23 protein-coding genes are annotated in these 25,968 nt (G+C 43.2%); 11 read left to right on the plus strand and 12 right to left on the minus strand.

Annotated features, from left to right (window positions below; genetic code table 11):
- Positions 1 to 3 precede the first annotated feature (3 nt).
- Both HYN43_RS19755 and HYN43_RS19760 read left to right on the plus strand, forming a co-directional pair.
- Entirely contained in the window at positions 4 to 411 is a 408-nt protein-coding gene (locus tag HYN43_RS19755; RefSeq protein ID WP_119410974.1) for a DUF2251 domain-containing protein, read from the plus strand.
- Positions 412 to 564: 153 nt separating this feature from the next.
- Positions 565 to 1,329 carry a hypothetical protein gene (locus HYN43_RS19760; protein ID WP_119410975.1) on the plus strand — a complete coding sequence of 255 codons (765 nt, stop codon included), beginning with the start codon at positions 565 to 567 and terminating at the stop codon, positions 1,327 to 1,329.
- Between the two features lie 23 nt (positions 1,330 to 1,352).
- Here HYN43_RS19760 and HYN43_RS19765 read toward each other — a convergent pair whose 3' ends face one another.
- The 3 genes from HYN43_RS19765 to HYN43_RS19775 form a co-directional block, all read right to left on the minus strand.
- Positions 1,353 to 2,324: a hypothetical protein gene (locus HYN43_RS19765; RefSeq protein ID WP_119410976.1), complete on the minus strand. Its 972-nt coding sequence runs from the start codon at positions 2,322 to 2,324 to the stop codon at positions 1,353 to 1,355.
- Between the two features lie 29 nt (positions 2,325 to 2,353).
- Positions 2,354 to 2,845 carry a molybdopterin-dependent oxidoreductase gene (locus HYN43_RS19770; protein ID WP_119410977.1) on the minus strand — a complete coding sequence of 164 codons (492 nt, stop codon included), beginning with the start codon at positions 2,843 to 2,845 and terminating at the stop codon, positions 2,354 to 2,356.
- Between the two features lie 74 nt (positions 2,846 to 2,919).
- Positions 2,920 to 3,432 (minus strand): YdeI/OmpD-associated family protein, encoded by a 513-nt coding sequence (locus HYN43_RS19775; RefSeq protein WP_119410978.1) that lies wholly within the window; start codon positions 3,430 to 3,432, stop codon positions 2,920 to 2,922.
- Between the two features lie 181 nt (positions 3,433 to 3,613).
- Here HYN43_RS19775 and HYN43_RS19780 point away from each other — a divergent pair, with 181 nt between their 5' ends.
- Positions 3,614 to 4,042: a nuclear transport factor 2 family protein gene (locus tag HYN43_RS19780; protein WP_119410979.1), complete on the plus strand. Its 429-nt coding sequence runs from the start codon at positions 3,614 to 3,616 to the stop codon at positions 4,040 to 4,042.
- Positions 4,043 to 4,303: 261 nt separating this feature from the next.
- On the opposite strand, the gene HYN43_RS19785 is transcribed toward HYN43_RS19780, so the two are convergent.
- Together HYN43_RS19785 and HYN43_RS19790 are read right to left on the minus strand one after the other, a co-directional pair.
- Entirely contained in the window at positions 4,304 to 4,963 is a 660-nt protein-coding gene (locus tag HYN43_RS19785; RefSeq protein ID WP_119410980.1) for a GDSL-type esterase/lipase family protein, read from the minus strand.
- Positions 4,963 to 5,454, minus strand: coding sequence for a cytidine deaminase (locus tag HYN43_RS19790; RefSeq protein WP_119410981.1), 492 nt, complete (start codon positions 5,452 to 5,454; stop codon positions 4,963 to 4,965). Before HYN43_RS19790 ends, HYN43_RS19785 begins: the two co-directional genes overlap by 1 nt.
- A 494-nt stretch (positions 5,455 to 5,948) precedes the next feature.
- Here HYN43_RS19790 and HYN43_RS19795 point away from each other — a divergent pair, with 494 nt between their 5' ends.
- Positions 5,949 to 7,268 carry an IS110 family RNA-guided transposase gene (locus HYN43_RS19795; protein WP_119406063.1) on the plus strand — a complete coding sequence of 440 codons (1,320 nt, stop codon included), beginning with the start codon at positions 5,949 to 5,951 and terminating at the stop codon, positions 7,266 to 7,268.
- A gap of 294 nt (positions 7,269 to 7,562) precedes the next feature.
- Here the strand turns inward: HYN43_RS19795 and HYN43_RS19800 are convergent, their stop codons facing one another.
- Together HYN43_RS19800 and HYN43_RS19805 are read right to left on the minus strand one after the other, a co-directional pair.
- Positions 7,563 to 9,467 carry a DNA topoisomerase IV subunit B gene (locus HYN43_RS19800; protein WP_119410982.1) on the minus strand — a complete coding sequence of 635 codons (1,905 nt, stop codon included), beginning with the start codon at positions 9,465 to 9,467 and terminating at the stop codon, positions 7,563 to 7,565.
- Positions 9,468 to 9,597: 130 nt separating this feature from the next.
- The gene (locus HYN43_RS19805) at positions 9,598 to 10,299 is read right to left on the minus strand and encodes a hypothetical protein (RefSeq protein WP_162996555.1); all 702 of its coding nucleotides are present in this window, start codon (positions 10,297 to 10,299) and stop codon (positions 9,598 to 9,600) included.
- Between the two features lie 309 nt (positions 10,300 to 10,608).
- Here HYN43_RS19805 and HYN43_RS19810 point away from each other — a divergent pair, with 309 nt between their 5' ends.
- From HYN43_RS19810 to HYN43_RS19840, 7 genes are all read left to right on the plus strand, one after another.
- Positions 10,609 to 13,371, plus strand: coding sequence for a DNA gyrase/topoisomerase IV subunit A (locus HYN43_RS19810; protein ID WP_119410984.1), 2,763 nt, complete (start codon positions 10,609 to 10,611; stop codon positions 13,369 to 13,371).
- A gap of 64 nt (positions 13,372 to 13,435) precedes the next feature.
- Positions 13,436 to 15,265, plus strand: a complete 1,830-nt coding sequence (locus HYN43_RS19815; RefSeq protein ID WP_119410985.1) for a glycoside hydrolase family 35 protein — start codon at positions 13,436 to 13,438, stop codon at positions 15,263 to 15,265.
- Positions 15,266 to 15,555: 290 nt separating this feature from the next.
- Positions 15,556 to 16,320 carry a hypothetical protein gene (locus HYN43_RS19820; RefSeq protein ID WP_245446947.1) on the plus strand — a complete coding sequence of 255 codons (765 nt, stop codon included), beginning with the start codon at positions 15,556 to 15,558 and terminating at the stop codon, positions 16,318 to 16,320.
- Between the two features lie 84 nt (positions 16,321 to 16,404).
- Entirely contained in the window at positions 16,405 to 17,049 is a 645-nt protein-coding gene (locus tag HYN43_RS19825; RefSeq protein WP_119410986.1) for a putative polyvalent protein kinase domain-containing protein, read from the plus strand.
- 202 nt (positions 17,050 to 17,251) lie between these two features.
- Entirely contained in the window at positions 17,252 to 17,527 is a 276-nt protein-coding gene (gene groES / locus HYN43_RS19830) for a co-chaperone GroES (protein WP_119410987.1), read from the plus strand.
- A gap of 149 nt (positions 17,528 to 17,676) precedes the next feature.
- Positions 17,677 to 19,311, plus strand: a complete 1,635-nt coding sequence (gene groL / locus HYN43_RS19835; RefSeq protein WP_119410988.1) for a chaperonin GroEL — start codon at positions 17,677 to 17,679, stop codon at positions 19,309 to 19,311.
- 370 nt (positions 19,312 to 19,681) lie between these two features.
- The gene (locus HYN43_RS19840) at positions 19,682 to 20,476 is read left to right on the plus strand and encodes a mechanosensitive ion channel family protein (RefSeq protein WP_119410989.1); all 795 of its coding nucleotides are present in this window, start codon (positions 19,682 to 19,684) and stop codon (positions 20,474 to 20,476) included.
- Between the two features lie 41 nt (positions 20,477 to 20,517).
- Here the strand turns inward: HYN43_RS19840 and HYN43_RS19845 are convergent, their stop codons facing one another.
- From HYN43_RS19845 to HYN43_RS19865, 5 genes are read right to left on the minus strand one after another with little or no spacing between them, the layout of a single operon-like run.
- Positions 20,518 to 21,672, minus strand: coding sequence for a hypothetical protein (locus HYN43_RS19845; protein WP_119410990.1), 1,155 nt, complete (start codon positions 21,670 to 21,672; stop codon positions 20,518 to 20,520).
- A gap of 3 nt (positions 21,673 to 21,675) precedes the next feature.
- Positions 21,676 to 23,022 (minus strand): DUF58 domain-containing protein, encoded by a 1,347-nt coding sequence (locus tag HYN43_RS19850; protein WP_119410991.1) that lies wholly within the window; start codon positions 23,020 to 23,022, stop codon positions 21,676 to 21,678.
- Between the two features lie 9 nt (positions 23,023 to 23,031).
- A complete protein-coding gene (locus HYN43_RS19855; protein WP_119410992.1) occupies positions 23,032 to 24,009 on the minus strand; it encodes an AAA family ATPase in 978 nt (325 codons plus the stop codon).
- Between the two features lie 3 nt (positions 24,010 to 24,012).
- Positions 24,013 to 25,185: a DUF4350 domain-containing protein gene (locus HYN43_RS19860; RefSeq protein ID WP_119410993.1), complete on the minus strand. Its 1,173-nt coding sequence runs from the start codon at positions 25,183 to 25,185 to the stop codon at positions 24,013 to 24,015.
- On the minus strand, positions 25,185 to 25,967 hold the full coding sequence (locus HYN43_RS19865; RefSeq protein WP_162996556.1) for a DUF4129 domain-containing protein: 783 nt from the start codon (positions 25,965 to 25,967) through the stop codon (positions 25,185 to 25,187). The genes HYN43_RS19860 and HYN43_RS19865 overlap by 1 nt, the downstream gene beginning before the upstream one ends.
- Position 25,968 lies beyond the last annotated feature (1 nt).

Genomic DNA, 25,968 nt, shown 5'->3' on the forward strand with positions numbered 1-25,968 from the left:
GCCATGATTTTAGATTTGGAAGGCACCCTTACAGTTGGCGAAGACTGCGCTTTTAAAAGCATGTCGCCGGTTTCGAGCTTTGGGGTAGTTTTTGAAGATGATACGAATACCGGATATCTTTATGCTATTGATAATAATCCGAATTTAGAAATGATGATACTGGATGCTGTACATATTTATAATGTGGCAGACGTAACAGATAAGCAAAAACCTTGTTCGATAAAAATTGCCTGGACAGATGACGGGCAATTTGCCAGCTTGCTCATTAATAATTATTGCCACGCTATTTTTGATTTTAAAAACCAACTCGGTTACTGCCGAAATGCCTTCCCGCCGCCAAATGGTGAGTGGAGCGATGCGGGGGAACGAATCCCGTTAACAGATCAGCTTATTAATGAGCTGTTGAGTTAGTCATGTTTTATTAACCCGTGCGCATATTTTATTACCGTAATGCTTTAAGAACACAGTACGTGTTTTCACTCATTTATTTAGCGTGTTTTTACGCACGCTATCCTGCTTTCATTTTCGATAAATTAGCAACTGAACATCAACCATTTGTGAAGCTTGCCAATAAAAAAAGAAGCGGAAGAAAAAACAGAAGAACAGGCACCCGCCAAACCGCTGTTTTCAAATACGGTTACTGTTTGGATAGGCATCATCAGTTCAATAATAACTATTATACTTACAGTATACACCACATCCAACAAAGTACGGCTGGATAAACTGGAGAACAGCCTCAATGAGCGCTCTACAGAGGTTGAAGAATCGAAAGAGCGGGTGGCCCGGTATCAATGGGTTTATTCTTTATACGGTGACTTAAACAGCACCGATGTGCGTAGAAAGAACTTCGCTGTCGGTTTGATCACCCTCGCCCTTAATGATAATGAATCGAAAAAACTATTCTCGGCCTTACAAACTTCCACTGATACTGTTTTGCAAAGCGTTGGGCAAAGCGGGCTTCGGGCATTAAAAGCCTCGACAGTAAATACAGAGCTTGCATCGCTCATATCAAAAGTAGATACCTCAAATACGGCGGCCAGGATCAGCGCTGTGGGCGAACTGGAAAAAAAATACGCCTCATCGCCCGAGGCCATCACCCAGATCCTTAATTTTTACAGCTCAGGAAACATCGCCACCTTATCTCCAGATGGGATTATAAATGGCTTATACTTCCTTAACCGTACCGACCCAACCGTATGGAGCCAGCAGCAAATTCAACAGGGGCAGGACATTATGCAACGGATACTGGCTTTAAAACCAGGACCGAATACCGCAAAAGAGTTGAAAAAGTTCAAGACTATTTTGGAAACAGCTGCAAGAGGAAAGTAAAGAGACTCACAACCTATGCAAAATTAAGGAGCAAGCACTTCAATATTGCTCCCGTTAAGTATTGCAATCTGTTTGGTTTTGGGGTTAAATATAAGTTGCACCAATGATTCTTTATTTACAATACTTGACCGCTGTTTACCGCTATTAACGGACTCCAATTTTTCCAATACTTTCCCGGTATTGATATTAATAATCTTCGGATATTCAAATGTATCCCAGGCCAGTTCCTCGTTAATAGCAAACAGGTTTCCAAACTCACCATCAACCTTTACCGGTGTAGAGATTTCATTGGTCACGATATCCCAAACCGCAACATGCTTTGGGGGGAAATGTTCAGCCTCATCATTGATAACTTCGTCCGATGAGCCGATGAGCACTTTGGCATCACTAATAAAACTTGCAGTACAGATTTCGGTAGGCGAGTTGTGATGTAGTTTAGGTTCATCAAGAAGAAGCGGATTCTTCAAACATTCTTCTATATCGAATATAAAAACATCATCTAACGGATGCCAAACCCAGCCTTTACTCATTAAAAATTTACTGGATGGACTTATTTCTAATCTCGAGTGGAAAAAATCCTGCGGATCGCGATCCGGTATATCTGTAATGATCTCACCCGTTTCAACGTCCTCAAAATCGAGCCGGCAATATTCGATAGGGCAATGAACTAAATAGGTAACCCCTCCTAATGTTATAAATGCAGCCGGGTATTCATAAGCGTTAGCACAATAATATGAACGGTTAATTTCCCTAAGCAAATCGCCGTTTTTTAATAACAAACCTTTGGTACCAAGTTTTTGATAAATAAAAGCATATTCTCCCCCCTTGGATATTACTGATCCGTCAAAACCATAAACATAATGATATTGGCCAAGTTGTTCGCTTTGCGTACCTATGCTATACAAATTCCCTGCTTTGGCCCAATCAATAATACTTTCATTTAACCAGGCAATGGTCTTTATATAATCGGCGGCGGTAATTGTTTTATGTTTCACTTAAATATGATAAACAGTTGGAAATACAATCACTTCGCAAACATCACCTTCAACGCAGTAACCTGCTTAACACACCGTGCCGGTTTTTTCTCATCCTGAACAATAATACGGAAAGGTCCATCGGCGGGGGCCAATGATTGGCCGTCAACCTTATCGGCCAAAATAATGGCCCTGTCTGTAAAACCTTTATCCAACTCGGCCAGGCCAAAAACAACCTGGTAACCGTCGCTGGCTTCAACCAACAGGTATTTTGCCATGTTTTTACCGTGCAGATCGGTGCCCAGCGTAACGCCGGCTTTGGTAAGGATATCAGATAACGGCACGCCCGAATAGGTAAGATCCTTGCCATCCTTGTCTTTGCGGATAACGGTTATTTGTTTGTATTGCGCCAATTCGGCAAGGCCGATACTTAGCGGATTAATTACCTCGCCGGTTACTTTCACCGTAACTTGTTTTGCCGTTTGAGTGTAAGCTGCTCTTGCAGTTACCAATAACAAAAATATGACAACGTATTTTTTCATGAGTGTAATGCTACAATGTTTTTAAATTTGGTGTATTCAATAAATGATAGCTTGCTACGGATACCCGGTTACGCCTATTCTCTTAACTTTTTCTGCTCCCGCAACATCTGCCCATAGTCCATCCTGCGCGCCATCGCATTAACTGTACTTGCAATCCTATTAGCACGGGTAGCTTCGGTTTTAGCGCTCTCAATCCATTTGATAAAATAGCCGCGGTGGCTTTCGGCCAGGCTCATAAAAAAATGATTACCATCGGCTTCATATTCAAGACATTCTTGTAAATCCTCAGGAATGGTAAATTTAAAATCATCGTCGGACTCGAGCCTTACCCTGAGCATAGCGCCACGGCCTTTATGCAGGCTTTTGCATATCTCACGTTTAATTGCCAAAATAAAATTACCCTCGCCCATGGGCATCAGGGCCATGCCACGCACTTCCAGCTCGTCAAGCTTGCCTTTAACCCGGAACGATTTTTTATTTCCGGGCTTCATTTGCTGCGCTACATCGGCAGGGATCTCGATATAAGTCCATCCGGTTTTTTCGCCCTGTTCAGCAAATTGCAATATAATGGCGGTAAAATCAACCATAAGTATTATTTAACGGCATATTACTGTAGTAATCGCTAAAAAATATGCGAAAATGTTAAATGTTTGTTAAATCACTCAAATAAGCACTTTATGCTGTAACGGAACGCAGGTTGGTGATGTCTTATGAGTATAAAAACAATTTGAAAATTTAGAATTTAAAAACCTTAAAAACAACAACAATATGAAAACTTTAAAATCACTTATGCTTGGCTTAGCTTTATTAGTAGCAGGTACTGCCGCCAATGCAGCAACTAAAATAGATGGAGAAAATCTTACCAAAAATTTTGCTATCAACACTTACGTTGATGCCATGACCCGCGGCAAACTACAAGGCTTTAGCGATGTGGTTGACCAATCGGCCAAATTTTCGATGCTGCGCGGCAAAACCGTGTTAAGCTTTGGCAAAACCGAGATTGTTGATCAGCTTAAAGCCAACAAAAATACCGAGCAGGATTGCATCACCAGCACCTCGGTAGTTGAAAGCAATAATGACCTTGCTGTAGTAAAAGTAGATATGAAATACAGCACTTTTACCCGCAGTAATTATGTAACCATTACCAACACCGGTAACGGCTGGAAAATCACAAACGTGTACAGCGTTTTTAAATAAGCAAGTTTTAGTTTAGTGTTTAATATGTAAGTAGGTAAAGGCCCCGTTGGTTGCGGGGCCTTTTTTATTTTAGCAGGATGGGCTGATCTCTTGTTGATACGAGGCACCTACGGAGCCTTATCAATCGGGCTACTTGTACTATAAACACGTTACTCCTACGGAGTATAAAAAGTTTGCAAGGTACTCCGTAGGAGTAACGTGTTTATAGCAAAGTCGGATCAATACGATTCCTGGCTCCGTAGGTGCGCCGTATATCGGTTTTTACTTCACCAACGGGTCAAGCACCTTTTGCCATTTATCATACCCTTTACTATTCAGATGCAAATAATCATTATTAAACAAACTCGAATCGGGCTGGGTAGTGCCCGGTTTGTAAATAGCAGGTACCAGATCAACATAATGACTATGCGGCTTATCTTTCAGATAGGTTTTTACCAAATCATTTGCCGCATAAACCACCTCATAATATTTAGCACGTACCGGGCTTGGCTTTATCGACATAAAATAAACTTCCGCCTTTGGCAGTTTTTGATGAATCATTTGCCAGAGTTTGGTAAATGAAGCCGCAACATCCTGTGCCGATTTACCTGCAGCAATATCATTTTCGCCGGCATAAATAAAAATTTTACGGGGCTGATATGGGAAAAGGATATATGGCGTGTAATAATCCACTATCTGCCAAAGCTCGCAACCGCCAACTCCCCTCCTGATGATGGGTTTACCCGCGTAACGCTGCTCCAGATCGGTCCATTTGCGGATTGATGAGCTGCCGATAAACAGGATGCCATTCTTTTGCGGAAAGCTGATGCTGTCCAGGTGTTTAAAAGCGCGAATCTCGTTATCAAACGGGAAGCCCTGCTGGGCCAATGTAGCGGTGCTGATAAACAGACCGATGAACAATAAAAAAAGTTTGTTTTTCATTACGGAGTTGCGATGCGTTCTTCAAAAAACAAAAACGGTAATTGGTTTTCAATACCTTTAATGATCCACGTAGGTCCATTTTCGGCATGCAATATAATTTTTATTGATTGATTTTGCTGCTTTTCGCATTCGGCCAGTACCTGCAGGCACGAGCCGCATGAGGTAATGGGTTTGATGATCGGGAACTCGTCGGAATGCGCGGTTACCGCCATGGCCTCGATAGGATCGTCGGGATGATTGGCCCCCCAGTTAAACAAGGCAACACGCTCTGCGCACAATCCTGATGGATAGGCTACGTTTTCCTGGTTGCTGCCGTAAATAATTTTTCCGCTTTGCAGGCGTAAGGCCGCACCTACACGAAATTTTGAATAGGGCGAGTGAGAATTTTTAAGTGCTTTCTGCGCTTCGAGGCACAGGCTGCGATCGGCTTTATCAAGATCAGCCAGCGACTCGTATTCGTCGAAGGCTATTTTAATTTCATGACTTATCATATATTATCCACCGATGTTAAAAAATCGGGGGATACAAGATAAGGAATAAATAATAGGATTGAAAGTTTTGAAAGATTTTTTCTGGCTTATTGCAAAACTGCGACTAAAAAAACATCATCGCGAGTAGGAAAAAGCCGGGGCATCTGAAAGACATATGATATTACCATCTTCTTATCCTGAGTAAATAAAAAGCCGCGGCATCTAAAGGTGATATGACATTAGGCGGGATGGCTGTCACCCTGAGTAGGGTTTATTTGCGCACAAATAATAGCATTGCAGATGACAAGCGAATGCTGAACTTTGCAAAAGCAACTTATGGCAGAGTAGCAGTTTAGCTCTTGGTGTTATTTACCCGCCCCTGAGATTTGCTTTAGGAAATAGCGTAAGCATTTTGGTGATACTGTTACCTGCAGTATTCCCGTATGGCAGCGTGCCTTTTATTTATCGCTTTCCTGAGCCATAAGTTGCTTGATTTTAAAATCTAAAGTAAAGTTATGGCAAAAGAAACGACTTTTGAAACAGTCCACCAAAATGTTGCAGGTATTGATATCGGTGCTGAGCAGATTTTTGTATCCCCTGATGGGAAAGAGGTGGTCAGCTTTGAAACCTTCACATCAAGTTATTATGCTTGTGCAGTGTATCTGAAAGAGAGAGGCGTAAAAAAGGTAGCAATGGAAGCCACAGGTGTTTACTGGATCGCTTTATACTTTCTGTTAGAAGAACTTGGCATATTGGTTTGCCTGGTCAACCCTAAAGAAACCAAACAGGTGAAAGGCAGAAAAACTGATGTAAGGGATTGCCAGTGGATCCAGAAGCTGTTTTCTGCCGGCATCCTCAGACATAGCTTTATCCCCCAGGGCAAGTTCATGGAACTTCGTCATTTGGTGCGGGAACGCCTGGATATCATCAGTATGGGCAGTACCTATGTTAACAAGATGCAGAAATGCCTGGAGTTGATGAACATCAAACTTCCGGAGGTACTTAGCCAGATCCATGGTACCAGCGGCATTAATATGATCAAAGCTATATTATCCGGGAACCGGGACAGCAACTATTTACTTAGCCTTTGTGATGAACGCATTCAAAAATATAAAGGTGAAAAAGTATTAAAAGCATTGGAAGGCCGGTATAATGATACCTATTTATTCATGCTTGAGCAGAACATGCAGCTTTGGGATATACACCAAAACCAAATAAAAAAGATAGACGGGGAGATTAGCCGCCTGTTGGACGAACTAAGTGTAGATAAAGAAGAGGTAGTTACAGGAAAAGCCAAAGCAGTACGGCATCATGCCCCAAAAATACCGGGGCTTCACGCCACTATGGCGCGCTTATACGGTGTTGACCTTACCAGCATTCCCGGGATAAATGATTATACGGCATTGCGGCTGATTGGGGAAACTGGTGTGGATATGAGCCGTTTTCCTACAGTTAAAAGCTTTGTAAACTGGTTAACCTTATCCCCTAAAAGTCATCGGAGCGGAAAAATGAAAAAGAATGTCAGGGGTATGCCTTGCAATGTTGCCGGGCAGATCTTTAAACAATGTGCCCAGTCATTATTGAATAGTAAGAATAATGCTATCGGTAGTTTCATGAGAAAGCTCCGTGGCCGTAAAGATTCGCGGATTGCTATAAAAGCCGGTGCCAGAAAGTTGGCCATTGCTTACTATAATACATTAACCAAAGGAACCGCATATGTTGAGGAAGGAACTAAACGCTACGAAGATCAATTGCAGAGAAGAGAAATGGCATTGTTGAAAAAAATGGCTAAAAAATACAATATGCAACTTTCTGAAAACCAAATAGCTGCATAATGTGTCAATGGCAGCTTGTCGAAGGGTCGCGCGCAAGGCCCAGCCCACCAAGCTTCGAGAACCTCAGCATGACACCCATTTTCAATTATGTCATGGGTAGGAACGAAGGATCTTCTTCTATATAGCCGCCAGGACTGTTGTAGAAGATGCTTCGTGCCTCAGCATGACAATGCGTTTTAAACACCCCATCGGTAGGTACGAAGCAATCCCAAACTATACAGGGCGTACCTGCTAATCGGGGATTGCTTCGTTCCTCGCAATGACGCTTGGAGAAACTTTTTTTCAGTTGAAAGGTTATACAGCCACCGGCAACTCCTCAGCTACTTCGGCTACCTCTGCTTCTTTAATAGTAGGATTAATGCTTTCATCATCCTTTTCAACCCTCAGGTTATTTACAATATGCATCTGGCGGGTTGGGGTGTTTTTGCCCATAAAATATTCCAGCAGGTTTTTCACGTTGGCATCACGCAAAATAACCGGGTCGAGGCGCATATCTTTACCTATAAACAGGCCAAACTCTTCGGGCGAGATCTCGCCCAAACCTTTAAAGCGGGTTATTTCGGGTTTGTTACCCAATTTAGCTATCGCGTTACGGCGTTCTTCGTCGCTGTAGCAATAAATAGTTTCTTTTTTATTGCGTACGCGGAACAATGGTGTTTGCAGGATGGATACGTGACCGGCTTTTACCAGGTCGGGAAAAAACTGCAAAAAGAAGGTCATGAGCAGCAGCCGGATGTGCATACCGTCGACATCGGCATCGGTTGCTATTACAATGTTGTTGTAACGCAGGCCATCCAAACCATCTTCAATATTAAGAGCATGCTGCAGCAGGTTAAATTCTTCGTTTTCATAAACCACTTTTTTGGTAAGGCCAAAGCAGTTTAGCGGCTTACCTTTTAAGCTGAACACGGCCTGAGTCATCACATCGCGCGATTTGGTGATCGAACCGCTGGCCGAATCACCCTCGGTGATGAATAAGGTAGTATCCTGTTTACGCTCGTGTGTATCTTCAAAATGCAGCTTGCAATCGCGCAGTTTACGGTTATGTAATGATGCTTTTTTGGCGCGCTCATTGGCCAGTTTTTTAATGCCGGCAATATCCTTACGCTCACGCTCCGATTGCAGAATGCGTTTCAGCAAAGCATCGGCAGTTGCCGGATTTTTATGCAGGTAATTATCCAGTTCTTTTTTAACAAAATCGTTCACAAAACCACGCACCGAGGGGCCTTCCGGACCAACATTCAGCGAGCCCAGCTTGGTTTTGGTTTGCGATTCGAATACCGGTTCCTGCACTTTAACGGCAATGGCAGCAACTATCGATGCCCTGATATCAGCAGCGTCATACTCCTTTTTATAAAACTCGCGCACGGTTTTTACCACAGCCTCGCGGAAAGCCGCCTGGTGGGTACCACCCTGGGTAGTATTCTGTCCGTTTACGAATGAATAATATTCTTCGCCGTATTGCTGGCCGTGGGTCATGGCTATCTCAATATCTTCGCCTTTAAGGTGGATAATTGGGTAGCGGAGTGTTTCGGCATCTGTATTACGGGTAAGCAGGTCATAAAGCCCGCGCTCCGAAAAATATTTCTGGTTATTGAAGTTAATGGTAAGCCCCGCATTCAGGAACACATAGTTCCAGATCATGTTCTCTACAAACTCGGGAATAAAGCGGTAATGCCTGAAAATAGTATCATCCGGCGTAAAGTTAATGGCAGTGCCATTGCGCTGGGTGGTATCTTTTTCTGCCTCGTCACGAATCAATTCGCCTTTGGCAAACTCTGCAATTTTGGTGCGGCCGTCGCGATATGATTGTACAATAAACGCGGTTGACAGGGCGTTAACCGCCTTGGTACCCACACCATTTAAACCTACCGATTTTTGGAAAGCCTTGCTATCGTATTTACCACCGGTATTTATTTTAGATACGCAATCAATTACTTTACCCAACGGGATGCCACGACCATAATCGCGCACCGAAACTTTATGATCGCTCATATTGATATCGATACTGCGGCCCGAGCCCATCACAAACTCATCTATCGAGTTATCAACAATTTCTTTCAGCAATACATACACCCCATCGTCGTAAGCAGAGCCGTCACCCAGCTTACCGATATACATACCGGGGCGTAAACGGATGTGCTCCTTCCAATCGAGCGAGCGGATACTATCTTCACTATAATTAACTGGTTCTGCCATTTATAAAAGAATAGAATTTTAAAAAAAGTGCAAAATGCACCAACTGCAAAAATAAAGTTTCCGGGCCAATTTAGCCGGCAACAGATATCAACATATTAACATTTGAGGTATCGGAGACGAATACAGAATATTACTGTTTAAACTTAAGGCAGTTACTTGCCTTGTCAACATTTTTAAAAAACTCGGGGCCTTTGTCGTTGGTAAAACAAACTGCCATAATGGTTCCTTTATGATTGCGCTGCAGCATGATAAGCAGCGCATATTTATAATGCTTGGTAGCCGGAATATCGGGCAGGCTAAGCAGGTATGATTTCCCGGCATCGGCTTTGAAGCGCTTCAGCACATTGGGAGGTATTATTTTTAAGGGATTTTCCCGTTCGCCGGTAAAAGCGGTAGCCTGGGCACGGCTCATGTTAATATATAACGAGTCGGGGTTTTCTGTTTGCTTATCGGTATCGTACCTACCCTGTTCATAACTCACATAGTTTTGCCTTTGCGATTTTACCTGGTACCATACTTCAAAATCCTGGTCTGGAATTTCGAGCGCGTAGTCAAATAAAAAGTCTTCATCGTTGGGGGCCTGTATTTCTTTGAAACCTTTCGGCGGATTGAAAACAACATTGGCCTGCGCTAAAATGCGGCTAAATTCCTTGTACTGTTCAGAACCTTGCTCTTCTTTTGCTGTTGGGTATAGGTATTTCTTTTTTGCCGGTTTACGCTTATTTTGGGCATAAAGCCGCGAGGGCTTTACCTGCGCCGTGCTTTGCTCAAAACACGCCAATGATAAAACCAATAGCAACAAGGTTATGGTTGGCTTCAAAATAGCTTTCATTTCAAGGGTAGGTACCAAACATTGCAGCACCTAAGCGTCATAGGTAAATATATAAATTAATTGCCAAACATTTAAACCAATCCGCACTTTGCTACACGCCTCACTTTAACGCCGATACGGAAAGTTTATTTGCTGCATTAACGTAATTTTTTACGCCGCTGGTTTTTTATTGATACAACCAGTGCATAAACAAACTTAACAATTTTGTTAATAATTTCAATACCCTGAATGCTAAAATCTATAGCCTTACGGCCTGTACATCCGCGCATAATCCGTATCTTTACCCATCCAAATGTTTTTTATTGAATAATGAGTGACGATTTGAATCAAAACGATACGCCTGCCCCTAATGAAGAAAAATTACACGCTGTTACCTCGCTCGACGGCTTATACGAAAACTGGTTTTTGGATTATGCCTCGTATGTAATTCTTGACAGGGCTGTTCCTCACATTAACGATGGTTTAAAACCCGTACAACGCCGTATCCTGCATTCGCTTAAGGAAATGGACGACGGGCGTTTTAACAAAGCAGCCAACGTTATCGGTAATACCATGAAATACCATCCCCACGGCGATGCCTCTATAGGCGATGCCATGGTACAGATAGGCCAGAAAAACCTGTTGATTGACTGCCAGGGCAACTGGGGCGACCCGGTAACCGGCGACTCGGCGGCGGCCCCGCGTTATATCGAGGCGCGCTTATCAAAATTTGCACTGGATGTTGTTTTTAACCCCGATACTACCGTTTGGCAGGCCAGTTATGATGGCCGTAACAAAGAGCCTATTACCCTGCCGGTAAAATTTCCCTTGCTGCTGGCACAGGGTGCCGAGGGTATTGCCGTAGGTTTGGCTACCAAAATTTTGCCGCACAACTTTATCGAACTACTTGATGCATCAATAGGTGTATTGAAAGGCGAAAGGCCCAACCTGATGCCCGATTTCCCTACCGGTGGTATGGCCGATGCTTCTTTATATAATGAAGGCCAGCGCGGCGGCAAAGTGCGGGTAAGGGCTAAAATTATTGAGCGCGATAAAAAAACACTGGCCATTACCGAAATTCCTTTTACTACCACTACCGGTAGCTTAATAGATAGCGTAATCTCTGCCAACGATAAAGGCAAGATCAAGATCAAGAAGATCGAAGATAATACGGCTAAAGATGTAGAGATCATTATCCACCTCGCGCCCGGTATTTCGCCCGATGTAACTATCGATGCGCTTTACGCTTTTACCGATTGCGAAGTTTCCATATCGCCCAATACCTGCGTAATTCAGGATGATAAGCCACGCTTTATGAGTGTGAACGATATGCTTACCGAAAGCACTTTCTTCACCAAAGATTTGCTGAAGCAGGAACTGGAGATCAGGCTGAACGAGTTAATGGAAAAGATTTTCTTTAGCTCGCTGTTAAAAATCTTCATACAGGAAGGTATGTATAAAAACCCTGGGTACGAAAACTCGGGCAATTTTGAAGTGGTGATAGAAGTGTTGAATAAATTGTTCGAACCTTTCTTCCCGCAATTTTACCGCACCATACTGCCTGAGGATTATAAAAAGCTGATCGATAAACCGATGAGCAGCATCACCCGTTTTGACGTTAAGAAAGCGGATGAGCAGATGAAGGCTTTGGAGAATGAGATAAAACAGGTAAAACATCACCTGAAACATCTTACCGATTATGCCATCGCCTGGTTTGAAAAACTGAAAGAAAAATATGGAAAAGGTCGCGAACGCAAAACCGAACTACGTACGTTTGATAAGGTTGAAGCTGCACAGGTAGCCTTAGCCAATATCAAACTATATGTTAACCGTGCCGACGGCTTTGTGGGCTCGGGCCTGAAAAAGGATGAATCGGTTGAGTTTGTAGGCGATTGCTCGGACATTGACGAGATCATTGTTTTCCGTGGAGATGGCCGCTGTGTCATCACCAAAGTGCAGGATAAAGTATTTGTGGGTAAAGATATTATCCACGTAGCGGTATTTAAAAAGAATGATGAGCGCACCGTTTACAACATGATTTATAAAGATGGCGAGAGCGGCATCAGCTATATCAAGCGTTTCTCGGTAGTGGGCGTTACCCGCGATAAGGAATACGACCTTACCAAGGGTACCAAAGGATCAAAAGTATTGTACTTTACCGCCAACTCCAACGGCGAAGCCGAGGTGGTGAATGTGCAGCTTAAACCGCACTCAAAACTCAAAAAACTACAGTTTGATGAGGACTTTGCAGCTATAGCTATAAAAGGCCGCAGTTCGATGGGTAATATCATTACCAAGTACCCGGTTAAAAAGATCATCCTGAAAAGCAAAGGTGTATCAACACTGGCAGGGCGCAAAATCTGGTATGATGATATTTTAAAACGCCTGAATGCCGATAACCGTGGCAAATATTTAGGAGAATTTGATGGCGACGACCGCATCCTTACTGTGATGAGCAACGGTGTTTACGAACTAACCAGTTTCGATCTTAACAATCACTTTGATGATAAGATGATCCTGATTGAAAAATATGACCCGCAGGCTGTATTTTCGATCATACACATCGACGGAAAATCGAAAAACTACCTGGTTAAGCGTTTCAATTTTGAAAACATTGCCATCGGTAAACAGGTAAGCCTCATCAGCGAGGAAGCAGGTTCGAAAATGGTAATACTTGGTCATACCGCGCCGGTGGTAAGTATGACACACCTGAAAGGCAAAGATCAAACGCCGGAAACATTGGAGCTGAACCTCGCGGAGATCATTGATGTAAAAGGGATGAAAGCGATGGGTAACCGCCTTTCGCAAAACCCGATAAAATCGGTTGAGCTGATCAGCGACGAGGTTGCTGAAACAGAAGCAGGAGGGGATGAAACATCGGATGAGCCAAATGAAGAAGGATCATCATTCGGCCCCGAATCAAAATCGGTGGAATCACCTGATCAATCGCAGGAATCCCAAACAAAAAAATCGGTGGAATCAACTAATCAGCCTGAAGAGTCGGTGAAATCCCCAACAAAAAAGATTGATTTCGAAATCACCAATCCCGGCGATATCGACCTTGAAGATAACGGACAGTTAGACCTCTTTTAATATCCAGCCACCGGTATTTTTGCCGGTGGCTTTTTTATTTACATCCTACAACAATTCATTACGAATGAAAAAAATCATTACTGCCTTTTTATTTTTCGTTGCTGCCTCGGTATCGGTAAAAGCCCAGAGCCCGGACCATACCTTTGCACTTGGCGAGAGCACTTTTTTGTTAGATGGCAAACCACTGCAAATGATCAGCGGCGAAATGCATTGCTACCGCATCCCACAGCAATACTGGCGAGCCCGCATGAAAATGGCCAAAGCCATGGGCCTGAACACCATTGGCACCTACGTTTTCTGGAATGCGCACGAACCCGTACAAGGCCAGTATGATTTTACCGGCAACAACAACATTGCCGAATTTGTAAAAATTGCCAAAGAAGAAGGCCTCTGGGTTATTATGCGCCCCAGCCCCTACGCCTGCGCCGAATGGGAATTTGGCGGCTACCCATGGTGGCTGCTGAAAGATAAAGACCTGAAAGTACGCAGTAAAGACCCTAAGTTTTTAGCGGCCTACAAAAACTACATCATGGCGTTGAGTAAACAACTTAACCCCTACCTCATAACCCATGGCGGTAATATTTTGATGGTACAGATTGAGAACGAGTACGGATCGTACAGCAACGATAAAGAATACCTTGACATTAACCGTAAAATATTCCGTGAGGCTGGTTTTGATGGCGTTTTATTTACCTGCGATGGGCCGTCACAAATGCCTGCGGGTTACCTGCCGGGATATTTGCCGGCTGTAAATGGGCTGGATGATCCTAAAGAAGTAAAAACACTCATCAATAAATACCACGGCGGCAAAGGCCCATATTATATTGCCGAATGGTACCCGGGCTGGTTTGACAGCTGGGGTAGCCCGCATTCAACTACCAGTGCAGAAGATGATGCTAAAAAACTGGATGAGGTTTTATCGGCTGGGATCTCTATCAATATGTACATGTTTCATGGTGGTACTTCACGAGGGTTTATGAACGGCGCTAATATGAGCAGAAAAGACCCATATTCGCCGCAAACTTCAAGCTATGATTATGATGCTCCGCTTAACGAGGCCGGCGATCCTACCCCTAAGTTTTTTAAATTCCGCGAAATTATTCAAAAGCACCTCCCTGCCGGTGTTACACTGCCGCCTGTTCCTGCGGCTAATAAAACGATAGTCATACCATCAATTGCATTGACAACCAGTGCGTTATTATTCAACAACTTAAACAAACCGGTTGTAAGCGAAAAACCGCTTTGCTTTGAAGATCTGGACCAGGGCTATGGCTTTGTACTTTACCGCACCCAATTAAAAGATGCCGCTGATGGCCTGCTTAAAATAAAAGAGCTACGCGATTACGCTACCGTTTACTTAAACGGCCAGCGCATCAGTATTTTAGACAGGCACCTGCGCCAGGATTCGTTACAGTTAAGCGGCGCTAAAAAAGGTGATATACTGGATATTTTGCTGGAGAACAATGGCCGCATCAACTACGGCCCCTACTTAACCGATAACCGCCAGGGCATTACAGACAAAGTAACTTTAAACGGCACCGAGCTGTTGGATTGGAAAATGTATAAGTTCCCTTTTCAAAATACAGCCGGCTTTAAATACAGCGCGAAAGTGGTAACAGAGGCCCAGCCTGTATTGTATAAAGGTACATTTACCCTTACCGAAACCGGCGATACCTGGCTTGATCTGAGCAATTTTGGTAAAGGCTTTGTTTTTTTAAACGGAATTAATATTGGTAAATATTGGAACATCGGTCCGCAGCAAACATTGTATATCCCGGCTGGATGGTTAAAAAAGGGCTCGAATGAGATTGTGGTTTTTGATCAGTTGAAAAACGGGCATAAAACTATTTCGGCGCTAAATCACCCGATATTGAATGTGGTGGTAAAAAATTGATTTTCAGGCAGGACAAATCCATTTCAAAACGAGAGGGTGACACGGGGCTCCTATGGAGCCGGCCACGCAATCTGATACATTACTATAAACACGATACTCCTAACGGAGTTGTAAAATGCGACGGTAAATCACCCCGGAGGGGTATCGTGTTTATAGCAAAACAAAAAGAAGTTTCCCGGCTCCATAGGAGCCTCGTGTTTTAAAAGCAATTTCCACGATTTTTAAGCTGTAAGCATAGCGTTTACGGCTTTTTTTATATTTTTGAGATATTACTAAATCTTATATCATCAATGGGCATGTTTTTCGGTGGGGGCAACTATTATTATATTATTTTGATCCTGGATGCTATCTGCATTATCCATTCCTCACGGCGCGGCACACAGCAAAAATGGATGTGGATAATTTTTGCTATACCTGTATTTGGCTGTCTGTATTATATCTACAGCGAGATGTTAGTTAACCGGATCCGCACCCCAAAAATCAATGTAGAAGCTGTGATAAACCCCGGTGCTAAAATAAAACGCCTGGAAAATGAGCTGCGCTTTACCGATACCTTTGCCAACCGCGTAGCACTGGCAGATGCCTACCTGGAAGCAGGCCTTACAGACAAGGCTATTGAACTATATAAAAACAGCCTTACCGGCGCCTTTGCCGAAAACGAGCATGTGCAGGCACAGCTTATCATAGCCTATTTTGAAAAAGGCATGTATAACGAAGTGATCCCGATTGCTAAACGCCTTTATAAATTACCGCAATTTGCGCGTTCAAAAGCGCATATTCTTTACGCCAAAGCATTGGAACTCACTTACCAACCCGAGCAGGCCGAAAATGAATTTAAATTGATGAAAGGCCGCTACTCCTACTTCGAGCCGAGGTATGAATATGGCATGTTCCTGAGCCGTGCTGACCGGCGCGATGAAGCCTGGCAAATTTTTACCGATATGCTTAATGAGCAATCGCAGCTTAGCCCGGTTGAGCGGAAAAGTAATAAAGTATGGTTTGCGAAGGCTAAGGATGAATTGAAGAGGTTGGCTGCGGAGCGGAAGACAGTGTAGGTGTCATCTCCTATTTAACATAGATGCCTATATCGTTCCATTCAAAATTGATTAATAAACAGTATTTTTGTGCATTCAGTTTGAATGAAAAACATTAAAGATGAATTACAACATATCATTCTGGGAGATGAACCGATTGGCAGAGCAAGTCAACTCAAAAAAACCCAAAGTTTCCTTAGAGCAAATGCGGGCACAAGCTTTAAAGCTGAAAAACAACAGCAGCTCAAAAGTGAAGAAACAACAGCAATCGTAACTTTTGCAAAAAAAGAAAATCTCTTTTACGAGCCTGTAATTCACGATGCCGATTTTTTCAGCGAGGGTGCTGAGCAAAAAGTATATCGTCTCGGCGATGCTCACGTACTGAAAATCAACGCCGGAATTTTCTATGAAACTTGGCTGGACTATTTTAATAGCCTGCTAATTCATAACTATTTCTTTCCGTTAACAGCTTACACTTTTCTTGGGTTCAAACAAATTAATGGCGAACTGAACGCGGTTGTAAAACAAGAATATATCATAGGGCCAGATCCCACCAATCTCGATCTGGTAAAACAGTATCTACGGTATAACGGCTTTCAGAATAAACGTAATAACGATTTTTACAATGATGAGCTTGGCTTAATCCTTGAAGATTTGCATGACGAGAACGTTCTTTCATCCGATGGAATTTTTTTCTTTATCGATACTGTGTTTTATTTAACCAAGCAATTCTATCAAAAATCCACATAAAGCTAAATTATCCCTCCGTCATCCCTAAGTCACACTGACATCCTGACACCATCCCGTTAAAAAATTGTTAAGTCGCCAAACCGCTGTAACCTTTTGCTGACATTAAAACAGTTTAGCATGTCAATAACTGGCATAACGGGCAGTTGGCATAATTGATGATACACATCGGGCTGAAAACTTAAATAAACAAACAGTTATAACTATGTCATTAAACATTAAGCCTATCGGAGATAGGGTTGTGGTGGAAGCTGCAGCCGCCGAAGAAAAGACTGCTTCAGGTATCTTCATTCCTGATACTGCTAAAGAAAAACCTCAACGTGGTACCATCGTTGCTGTTGGCCAGGGAAAAGTTGATGAGCCTTTAACCGTAAAAGTTGGTGACGAGGTATTATATGGTAAATATGCAGGTACCGAAATTACCTACGAAGGTAAAGAATACCTGATCATGCGTGAATCAGACATTTACGCGGTTCTTTAATTAATTAGTGAATTAGTGGGTTATTGAATTAGTGAGTTATTACTGTTCAGGCCGCTTATTCGGAAAAGACAAAAAATCAAAAGAAATAATTATTGAGAGTGAGTTTCAAATCACTAATTCACTAAATCAATAATTCAATAATTAAAAACATGGCAAAACAAGTTAAATACAATGTTGAAGCACGCGACGCCCTGAAACGCGGTGTTGATATCCTTGCTAACGCGGTTAAAGTAACCTTAGGCCCGAAAGGCCGTAACGTAATTATCGATAAAAAATTTGGCTCGCCGGCTATCACTAAAGACGGTGTTACTGTAGCTAAAGAAATCGAACTGAAAGACGCTCTTGAAAACATGGGTGCTCAAATGGTTAAAGAAGTAGCTTCAAAAACTGCCGATATTGCAGGTGACGGTACTACTACTGCTACCGTTTTAGCTCAGGCTATCGTAACTGCAGGTATCAAAAACGTAGCTGCCGGTGCTAACCCAATGGATTTGAAACGCGGTATTGACAAAGCTGTTGCAGCTGTTGTTGAAAACCTGAAAACTCAATCACAAACTGTTGGTGAAGACAACAACAAAATCAAACAAGTTGCTTCTATCTCTGCAAATAACGACGAGGTTATCGGTTCGTTAATTGCTGAAGCAATGGAAAAAGTTGGTAAAGACGGTGTGATCACTGTTGAAGAAGCAAAAGGTACTGAAACTGAAGTTAAAACTGTAGAAGGTATGCAGTTTGACCGTGGTTACCTTTCTCCTTACTTCGTAACCAACGCTGATAAAATGGAAGCTGAATTAGAAAATCCTTTCATCCTGATCTACGACAAAAAGATCTCTTCGATGAAAGAATTGCTTCCTATCCTTGAAAAACAAGTACAAACAGGTAAACCATTGTTGATCATCGCTGAAGATTTAGACGGCGAAGCTTTAGCTACTTTGGTAGTTAACAAAATCCGTGGTTCACTGAAAGTTGCTGCTGTTAAAGCTCCTGGCTTTGGTGATCGCCGTAAAGCTATGTTAGAGGATATCGCTATCCTTACCGGCGGTACTTTGATCTCGGAAGAAAGAGGTTACAAATTAGAAAACGCTGATCTTAGCTACTTAGGTACTGCTGAGAAAATCGTTATCGACAAAGATAATACTACTATCATCAACGGTTCAGGTTCTGCCGAAGAGATCAAAGCCCGCGTTGCCCAGATCAAATCGCAAATCGAATCAACTACTTCTGATTACGACCGCGAAAAATTACAAGAGCGTTTAGCCAAATTATCTGGCGGTGTTGCTGTACTTTACGTAGGTGCTGCTACCGAAGTTGAGATGAAAGAGAAAAAAGACCGTGTTGACGATGCTTTACACGCTACACGTGCCGCTGTTGAAGAAGGTATCGTAGCCGGTGGTGGTGTTGCCTTTATCCGTGCGGTTGCTTCAATTTCTGAATTGAAAGGTGATAACGAAGACGAAAACACTGGTATCCAGATCATCCGTCGCGCTATCGAAGAGCCTCTTCGTCAAATCTGCGAAAACGCCGGTATCGAAGGTTCTATCATCGTGCAAAAAGTTAAAGAAGGCACTGCCGACTTTGGTTACAACGCACGTACCGATAAATACGAAAACCTGATTGCTGCAGGTGTTATCGACCCTACTAAAGTAAGCCGTGTAGCTTTAGAGAACGCTGCTTCAATTGCTTCGATGTTATTAACTACCGAAGTTGTATTGGCAGATGATCCTGAAGATGCTCCGGCCGGTGGCCCACCAATGGGTGGCGGCGGTATGGGTGGTATGATGTAATATTCGCCCCCCTGCCCCCTGAAGGGGGTGTATGGGAAAATATACTATTCAAAACCCTGTATGCTTTTGCATACAGGGTTTTGTGCTTTAAGAACAGCCTGTTACAGTCATGCAAAGGTAAAGCGACAGTCATTTATTAATCATTTGATTAATTTTCGATTATTGCCCGCGTAGTATTACGTAATTTTGCATAACAAATCTGATTCAGCGCCTGTTAGGCACAGGATTTGAACAATACATGTCATGAAACGTCTATCTCAAAAAACAAAACAAATACAATACACCCTGGTTGATTGGGTGCTGTTTAAAGGGCCCGAGCTCTTTGTTACATTATACAGTTAATATATAATTATTAACTTTGCGCCCAGTTATGTTACTGGACGAATACTACTCGCAATTTCACCACTGGCTCATTAACCGCGGCCCAAGTTACTTAGGTGGAGTAATTATATTTTTTATTGGTTTATGGTTTATCAGGTGGTTGCGTAACCGCTTGCGGATGCGTATGACCCACCGGCAGGTGCACTCGTCGCTCCAACCTTTCTTTTTAAGCCTCACCATTACGGCCCTGTATGTTTTACTCGTGATCTGGGTAATGAACATTATAGGTTGGGAAATGACCATTTTCACCACCATTATCGGCGCGTTTTCGGTGGCGGCAGGTTTAGCCTTATCCGGAACGTTTCAAAATTTTGCCGGCGGTGTACTCATCCTGTTGTTAAAACCTTTTGAAGTTGATGACAGCATTGTTGCCCAGGGCCAGGATGGTAAAGTGGTATCTATCCAGATGTTTTATACCGTATTGATCACTGCCGATAACAAAACGGTGATCATCCCCAACGGTAAGCTATTTAACGAAGTTATTGTTAACGTAACCCGCGAGGGCCGCCGCCGTCTTGATTTTGAGATGCGGGTTGGCTATAATAACGATATGGAAAAGGTAAAAGCCATTATGACCGGCGTTGTTAATGCCAGTAAGGATATTTTACATGAGCCCGCAGCCCGCGTGGGCGTAATTAGCCTGGATAATGATTGTGTGCGATTTACCGTTAATGTTTGGGTTGATCCTGCCGAGTTTCTGAACGCCAAAATAAACCTGCAGGAAACTATGTTAAAACAACTGGCCGCAGGTGGAGTGAGTTTCCCTAAGCCGGGCAGCAATTAATTGAGTTAAGGTGAGTTCGGGATAGGAAAACAACTCCCCCACTAATTAATTACCAGTTCGCCCTGAAGCCAGAACGTGCCTCTTACAACAATATTCTGATGCATTTCGCCGGAGATAATATTTTCGGCATTCACAAAAACATCTATGATGTTATAAATCTGCCTGTCGGTATTTTCAAACATCCTGAGTGTTAAAATATAGGCGGTATTGTTTTTTGATATCGAAACCTCCTTCATTTTTACTACCCGCGCAGTAAAGTTGTACATGCTCAGCCTTTCGGTGCCTTTAAGGTCCGGAACCTTGGCAGCCTCGGTATCTATATTAAGCGATCTGAGATGCTCCTGGGGGTTAAACTCACGGATCTCGCCGGCAAAGGCCGAGATGCGAACATTAATTTCGGTGTCGTTGAGGTATCGCTGCCTGTTAACTGCATAATCGGTTGCAAAAAAGCTTAATTCGGTATTATCTCTTCTTGTTGCTTTGATTTCGGCTTCGGTGTTAATAGCTGTGTCACCTTCCCATTCTATTACCTCGTTTGTGGTAAGTGGCATTAACGATTTGGTTGCCAGGTATGGGAAAGAATTTACAATCTGATCATTCACTTTAATCGTCCTAAACCGGGCAGCACTGAATCGCCCGCCAAAACCACCGAATGACATTTGAAAAATCTGCGCACGATCACTAACCCTTACCGGTGGTAAAAACGACGAGTAAGAAGCCATATACGAAATTAATTCATAGGCTGATTCATCCTCGTATGTCGCCTTCCCCATAAGCATCCTGAAAAAATCTGCATATTGCTCTCCGGGTTTGGAGTATTTACGTACCGGATAGGTAACCAAATCATCAATATGCTGCAATACTGCTACAGGTTCCATCCCGGTTGCATCGTCTGTGTCCTGTTCCCGGGCATACCAGGCTTTGGCAACTTTTTGTGCAATATCAACTACCTCGTCGGCCTCTTTATCCTCTACATTTAGTCGTGAAAGCAGTGCTCTAACCCCGGTTGGGCTCATTTCAGACACTACAAATGCTTTAATGGCCACCAAAATATAATCAGGCTCCGGCGGCTGCGGCATTGGCGTAGCCGGGCCTGTATACCGGTACGTATCTCCTGATCCCGAACTACTTGAACTTATTTTTACAATATAAATAACCAGCCTCAACAGCACCAATAAAATCCCAATACCACCCATATTTTATATTTTTTGCCTGGCTTTAATTTCCAGGTACCTGTTTATCGTATTTACTGTTAAATTTTGCGGCGTACTTAAAATAGATTGGATGCCATGCGCGGCCAGTTCTTTTACCATTAGCTTTTTATCGTACGCAAACTTTTCGGCAATGGTTTTTATGTAGATGCCTTCAACATCAGTGGCCGGCTCTTCACTTAGTGTTTTAAGCTCGGTGTTTTCAAAAAACACCACCAGCAACAGGTGAAACCTTGCAATCCGTTTTAAAAACGGCAGTTGCCGCTGTAAGGCCGGCATACTTTCGTAATTGGTAAAAAACACCACCAGGCTGCGCTGTTTTATTACCCGGCGTACGGTAGTATAAAGCGCCTCCATATTGGTTTCCAGGTACCGGGTTTTTTCTTTGTATAAAACCTCCAGTATTTTATTAAGCTGGGTGTATTTGCTATCAGCAGGTACAACCGCGCCAATTTTTTCAGATACGGTGATCAACCCTGCCTTATCCTCTTTCAGCAGCGCAACATTTGATAAAACCAGGCTGGCATTGATGGCATAATCCAGCAGGCTTAAACCCTCAAAAGGCATTTTCATAGCGCGCGATTTATCGATGATGCAATAAACATGTTGCGATTTTTCGTCGGTGTACGAGTTTACCATTAAATCGCCGCGGCGGGCTGTGGCTTTCCAGTTAATGGTGCGGTAATCATCGCCGGCCACGTAGTTTTTTACCTGCTCAAACTCCAGGCTGTGGCCAATCCTTCTTATTTTTTTTATGCCGATATCGGTTAAGCGGTTGGAGATGGCCATCAGCTCATACTTACGCATTTGTAAAAAAGATGGATAAACGGGCAGCACTTCGGCCTGATTAAAATTATACCTGCGCGAAATCAGCCCCAGCGGCGATTTTACAAACACCCTGATATCGCCAAACTCATACTCGCCGCGGCGGGTAGGCCTTAACGTGTAACTAATCTGCTTGCGTTCGCGAGGTTTTAAAACCGTTTTAAACCAGATATCCCGTTGTTGAAACTGAAAAGGAATTTCATCAATAATACCCACGCTGATATTAAAGGGGTACCTATTTTCGATATAAATGCCCAGTTCATTATCATCGCTGTTGCTTAACCGCTCCGGAGCCATCCGCCGGGCAAAAACACCTTCGCGGTTTCGGTAAAGCATCAGCAAATCAATAAAAATCACTATCATCAACAGCCAGAACACCAGCACCGGGATCTCGCCCATCCACGGAAAAAAGAAACCCAGCAAAAACAACACAACGCTGCCTGCAAGGCAGGCAAATAGCCTGTTGCCTAAAAACAAATCCTTATAAAACAGTCCGAACAGTTTTTTCACGGTGGAATCTTAGCGGGGCACTTCCAGTTTTTGTATAATTTGTGCTATCACCTCATCAGGTGTAACACCTTCCATTTCCTTATCGGGCGTAAGTACAATGCGGTGCCTCAACACCGGGGTTGCTACGTAAATGATATCTTCGGGCGTAACAAAATCACGCCCCCTGATAGCTGCCAGTGCCTTAGCGGCATTAATAATGGCCAGCGATGCACGCGGAGAGCCGCCAAGCTGTAAGGCTTTGCTGTTACGGGTTTCGTGAACTATTTTGGCTACAAACTCCAGTAGTTTTGTTTCAACATGCAATGCCCTTACCTGCTGCCTTACCACAACAATATCGGTCGACGAGAGCACCGGCTGAATCCGGCTTAGCTGATCCACATTTTTTTGTTGATGCTGTTGGGCTATAATGGTAATTTCTTCGGCAAGGGTAGGGTATTTGATCTCTATTTTAAATAAAAACCTGTCAAGCTGCGCTTCAGGTAAACGGTAGGTACCTTCGTGCTCAACCGGGTTTTGGGTGGCCAGTACTGTAAATGGTTCGCCCATGGGGTAGCGGTGCCCGTCAATAGTAAGCTGCCGTTCTTCCATCACCTCAAACAAGGCCGATTGGGTTTTGGCAGGTGCACGGTTAATTTCATCTATCAGAATGATATTGCCAAAAATTGGCCCCTGCTTAAATTCAAACTCCGTTGTTTTGGGGTTGAATACCGAAGTGCCCAGGATATCTGATGGCATCAAATCGGGCGTAAACTGGATACGCGAATAGCTGGCATCAATAGCCTTGGCAATCAGCTTGGCAGTTAGGGTTTTGGCCACGCCGGGTACACCCTCAATCAGGATATGCCCGTCGGCCAGGATGCCCGCTATCAGCAAATCAATCGATTCGTGCTGGCCAACTATTATTTTAGCCAAGGTGGCCTTTATTTGTTCAACCGCTGTATGTAGTTTACTCAGGTCTGTTCTTTGTTCAAAAAATTCGTTTTCCATGTTCTACCTGGATTTGATATAAAATTGTTCAATAAGGTGGTTTAGTCTGATCAGTTCATGATCGGTAATATGTCCGTGCGTGCTTACAAAGTAAAGCGCGGTGGTAAGTTCCTGTATAAATGTAAGCTCAATGCCTGTTTTTTGCGATAAGGCTTCCATAAACTCCTTATCAAGTTTGCTTGTATTGATCTTGTATTTTTCGCGGATATGTCCTAACAGGTAAATTGTTTTTTTATGGGCGATATTAGCATTATTCCGTTTTTCATAATATACCTGGCCAACCACGTTCACAAACTCCAGCGTGGTGTTTTGCAACGGCTCGATAACCGGGATGATCCTTTGCCTGCGTTTAACCTCGTATATCACAAAAAGCAACAAACTGAAAATTGCGAGATAATAAGCCCACTGCAATGATGGATTATTAAAAAATACCCGCATAGGCGATTCATCCTCCGGGATATCGCCGTTTTGAAACTGATCCCAGTAAACATTTTTTGCCGGCGGCAGGTAGGATAACGCTTTTTGCGCATAGTCGGCCCCCTGCGGTGTTAATAGGCTATAATTGGTAAAAACAAGCGGTGTTGAACATAGCACCAGTTGCCCCTTGCCAAACTTATAACTTAAAAGTGTACTATGCTCATAATGGTTCATGCCCAGCACCACGGCTTTTGCGGTATCGTACGAATCAAAATACTGGTTGGTTATATCCCGGTTAAACTTATAATCCGCAGCGCGCTTAAGTTTATTATTTACAAAGTTGATCGACGTATTTTTCGATGCATACTCGGCCCTCGAACTGATGTTCAGCGTATCGGCTATCTGTCCCCGCCAGTCAAATGCCGACATAAAAACAGTATTGCCAGCGTTTATATACTTCAGCATAGCCTCCACATCAAACTTGTTTAGCGTGATGCTTTTGGCCAATATAATGTAGGTACCCTTTCCCAAACTATTGCCGTGAAAGGCGTTATATATCGATTTATTGGTATTGATAACCTGCGCACCGGGGTTAATTTGCTTTAACTGATCATACAGAATATAAGTGCCGAACGGCACTTTATCCTTATAGTACATGGTTGTTTGCCAGTTGATATCATCCGGCCTGTTGTACAACGAAACAAGGTATACGCCCAACAGCAGGCAACCGATAGTGATGTATATTTTGAGATCTTTCATTATATACTCTTTTTAAAATCGGTGAATGCTGTGTTTATTTTATTAAATGCCTGCGCGTTGATGGCAAACTCGCCGTACCATACGTATTCAAACTGCAGGGTAAGGGTTTTAAAAAAGCGCTTTTGCTCGCTATTGCTCAACTCATCAATATAGGCGTTGTTTGTTTTTTCGGGCTGCCATTTAATCAGGTCGGCATCGCTTAAATGCTTTAAGCTGCGCAGGTAAAGTAACCTTACCGCCAAACGATAATTATGCTGTGCTATGGCCTTTTCAATTTCGTCATCGAAGTTAATTTCGTGGATATCCTCAAACAATTCAGAATACTCCAGGTTGGCCGATGCCGGCTTGCGCCTGAAAACATTCAGCATATCTATCCCCGCCAGCTTTAACGACAGAAATACAACCCCGGCTAAACCACCAATTATTAAAAGGTATTTAAGCACATAACCAAAAACAACCCAGAACTTACTTACGTTGGTGCCAATTTTGATGGGTTTAAACAAGCTTTTAAGCCAGTTCCAAAAGCGCCGCCACAACGATGGGCTGCTTTCTACGGTATCGTTGTATTGAAATTCGGGCTGCTTTTTTAATGCCTGTATCTTTACGGTATCAAAATACCTCACGGCAATGGCAGCGGTATCCTTTTTCATTATCAAAGGGACAGCAGGTGCCGCTTTTTTGATAATTTTAGGCAGCAGCTTAACCTGCTTACCGGCAGGCTGCGCACCGTGGGCCATATTAAAAGCCAATAAAAAAGCTATTATACTAAACAGGCGGGGCATA

The organism is Mucilaginibacter celer, assembly GCF_003576455.2.
GTDB classification, from domain to species: domain Bacteria; phylum Bacteroidota; class Bacteroidia; order Sphingobacteriales; family Sphingobacteriaceae; genus Mucilaginibacter; species Mucilaginibacter celer.

What these genes read in the sequence shown, in the direction of transcription:
- HYN43_RS19755 (WP_119410974.1), top strand. Translation starts at nt 4, where the DNA reads ATGATTTTAGATTTGGAAGGCACCCTTACAGTTGGCGAAGACTGCGCT.
- HYN43_RS19770 (WP_119410977.1), bottom strand. Translation starts at nt 2,845, where the DNA reads ATGAAAAAATACGTTGTCATATTTTTGTTATTGGTAACTGCAAGAGCA.
- HYN43_RS19775 (WP_119410978.1), bottom strand. Translation starts at nt 3,432, where the DNA reads ATGGTTGATTTTACCGCCATTATATTGCAATTTGCTGAACAGGGCGAA.
- HYN43_RS19780 (WP_119410979.1), top strand. Translation starts at nt 3,614, where the DNA reads ATGAAAACTTTAAAATCACTTATGCTTGGCTTAGCTTTATTAGTAGCA.
- HYN43_RS19785 (WP_119410980.1), bottom strand. Translation starts at nt 4,963, where the DNA reads ATGAAAAACAAACTTTTTTTATTGTTCATCGGTCTGTTTATCAGCACC.
- HYN43_RS19790 (WP_119410981.1), bottom strand. Translation starts at nt 5,454, where the DNA reads ATGATAAGTCATGAAATTAAAATAGCCTTCGACGAATACGAGTCGCTG.
- HYN43_RS19795 (WP_119406063.1), top strand. Translation starts at nt 5,949, where the DNA reads ATGGCAAAAGAAACGACTTTTGAAACAGTCCACCAAAATGTTGCAGGT.
- HYN43_RS19800 (WP_119410982.1), bottom strand. Translation starts at nt 9,467, where the DNA reads ATGGCAGAACCAGTTAATTATAGTGAAGATAGTATCCGCTCGCTCGAT.
- HYN43_RS19805 (WP_162996555.1), bottom strand. Translation starts at nt 10,299, where the DNA reads ATGAAAGCTATTTTGAAGCCAACCATAACCTTGTTGCTATTGGTTTTA.
- HYN43_RS19810 (WP_119410984.1), top strand. Translation starts at nt 10,609, where the DNA reads ATGAGTGACGATTTGAATCAAAACGATACGCCTGCCCCTAATGAAGAA.
- HYN43_RS19815 (WP_119410985.1), top strand. Translation starts at nt 13,436, where the DNA reads ATGAAAAAAATCATTACTGCCTTTTTATTTTTCGTTGCTGCCTCGGTA.
- HYN43_RS19820 (WP_245446947.1), top strand. Translation starts at nt 15,556, where the DNA reads ATGGGCATGTTTTTCGGTGGGGGCAACTATTATTATATTATTTTGATC.
- HYN43_RS19825 (WP_119410986.1), top strand. Translation starts at nt 16,405, where the DNA reads ATGAAAAACATTAAAGATGAATTACAACATATCATTCTGGGAGATGAA.
- groES (WP_119410987.1), top strand. Translation starts at nt 17,252, where the DNA reads ATGTCATTAAACATTAAGCCTATCGGAGATAGGGTTGTGGTGGAAGCT.
- groL (WP_119410988.1), top strand. Translation starts at nt 17,677, where the DNA reads ATGGCAAAACAAGTTAAATACAATGTTGAAGCACGCGACGCCCTGAAA.
- HYN43_RS19840 (WP_119410989.1), top strand. Translation starts at nt 19,682, where the DNA reads ATGTTACTGGACGAATACTACTCGCAATTTCACCACTGGCTCATTAAC.
- HYN43_RS19845 (WP_119410990.1), bottom strand. Translation starts at nt 21,672, where the DNA reads ATGGGTGGTATTGGGATTTTATTGGTGCTGTTGAGGCTGGTTATTTAT.
- HYN43_RS19855 (WP_119410992.1), bottom strand. Translation starts at nt 24,009, where the DNA reads ATGGAAAACGAATTTTTTGAACAAAGAACAGACCTGAGTAAACTACAT.
- HYN43_RS19860 (WP_119410993.1), bottom strand. Translation starts at nt 25,185, where the DNA reads ATGAAAGATCTCAAAATATACATCACTATCGGTTGCCTGCTGTTGGGC.
- HYN43_RS19865 (WP_162996556.1), bottom strand. Translation starts at nt 25,967, where the DNA reads ATGCCCCGCCTGTTTAGTATAATAGCTTTTTTATTGGCTTTTAATATG.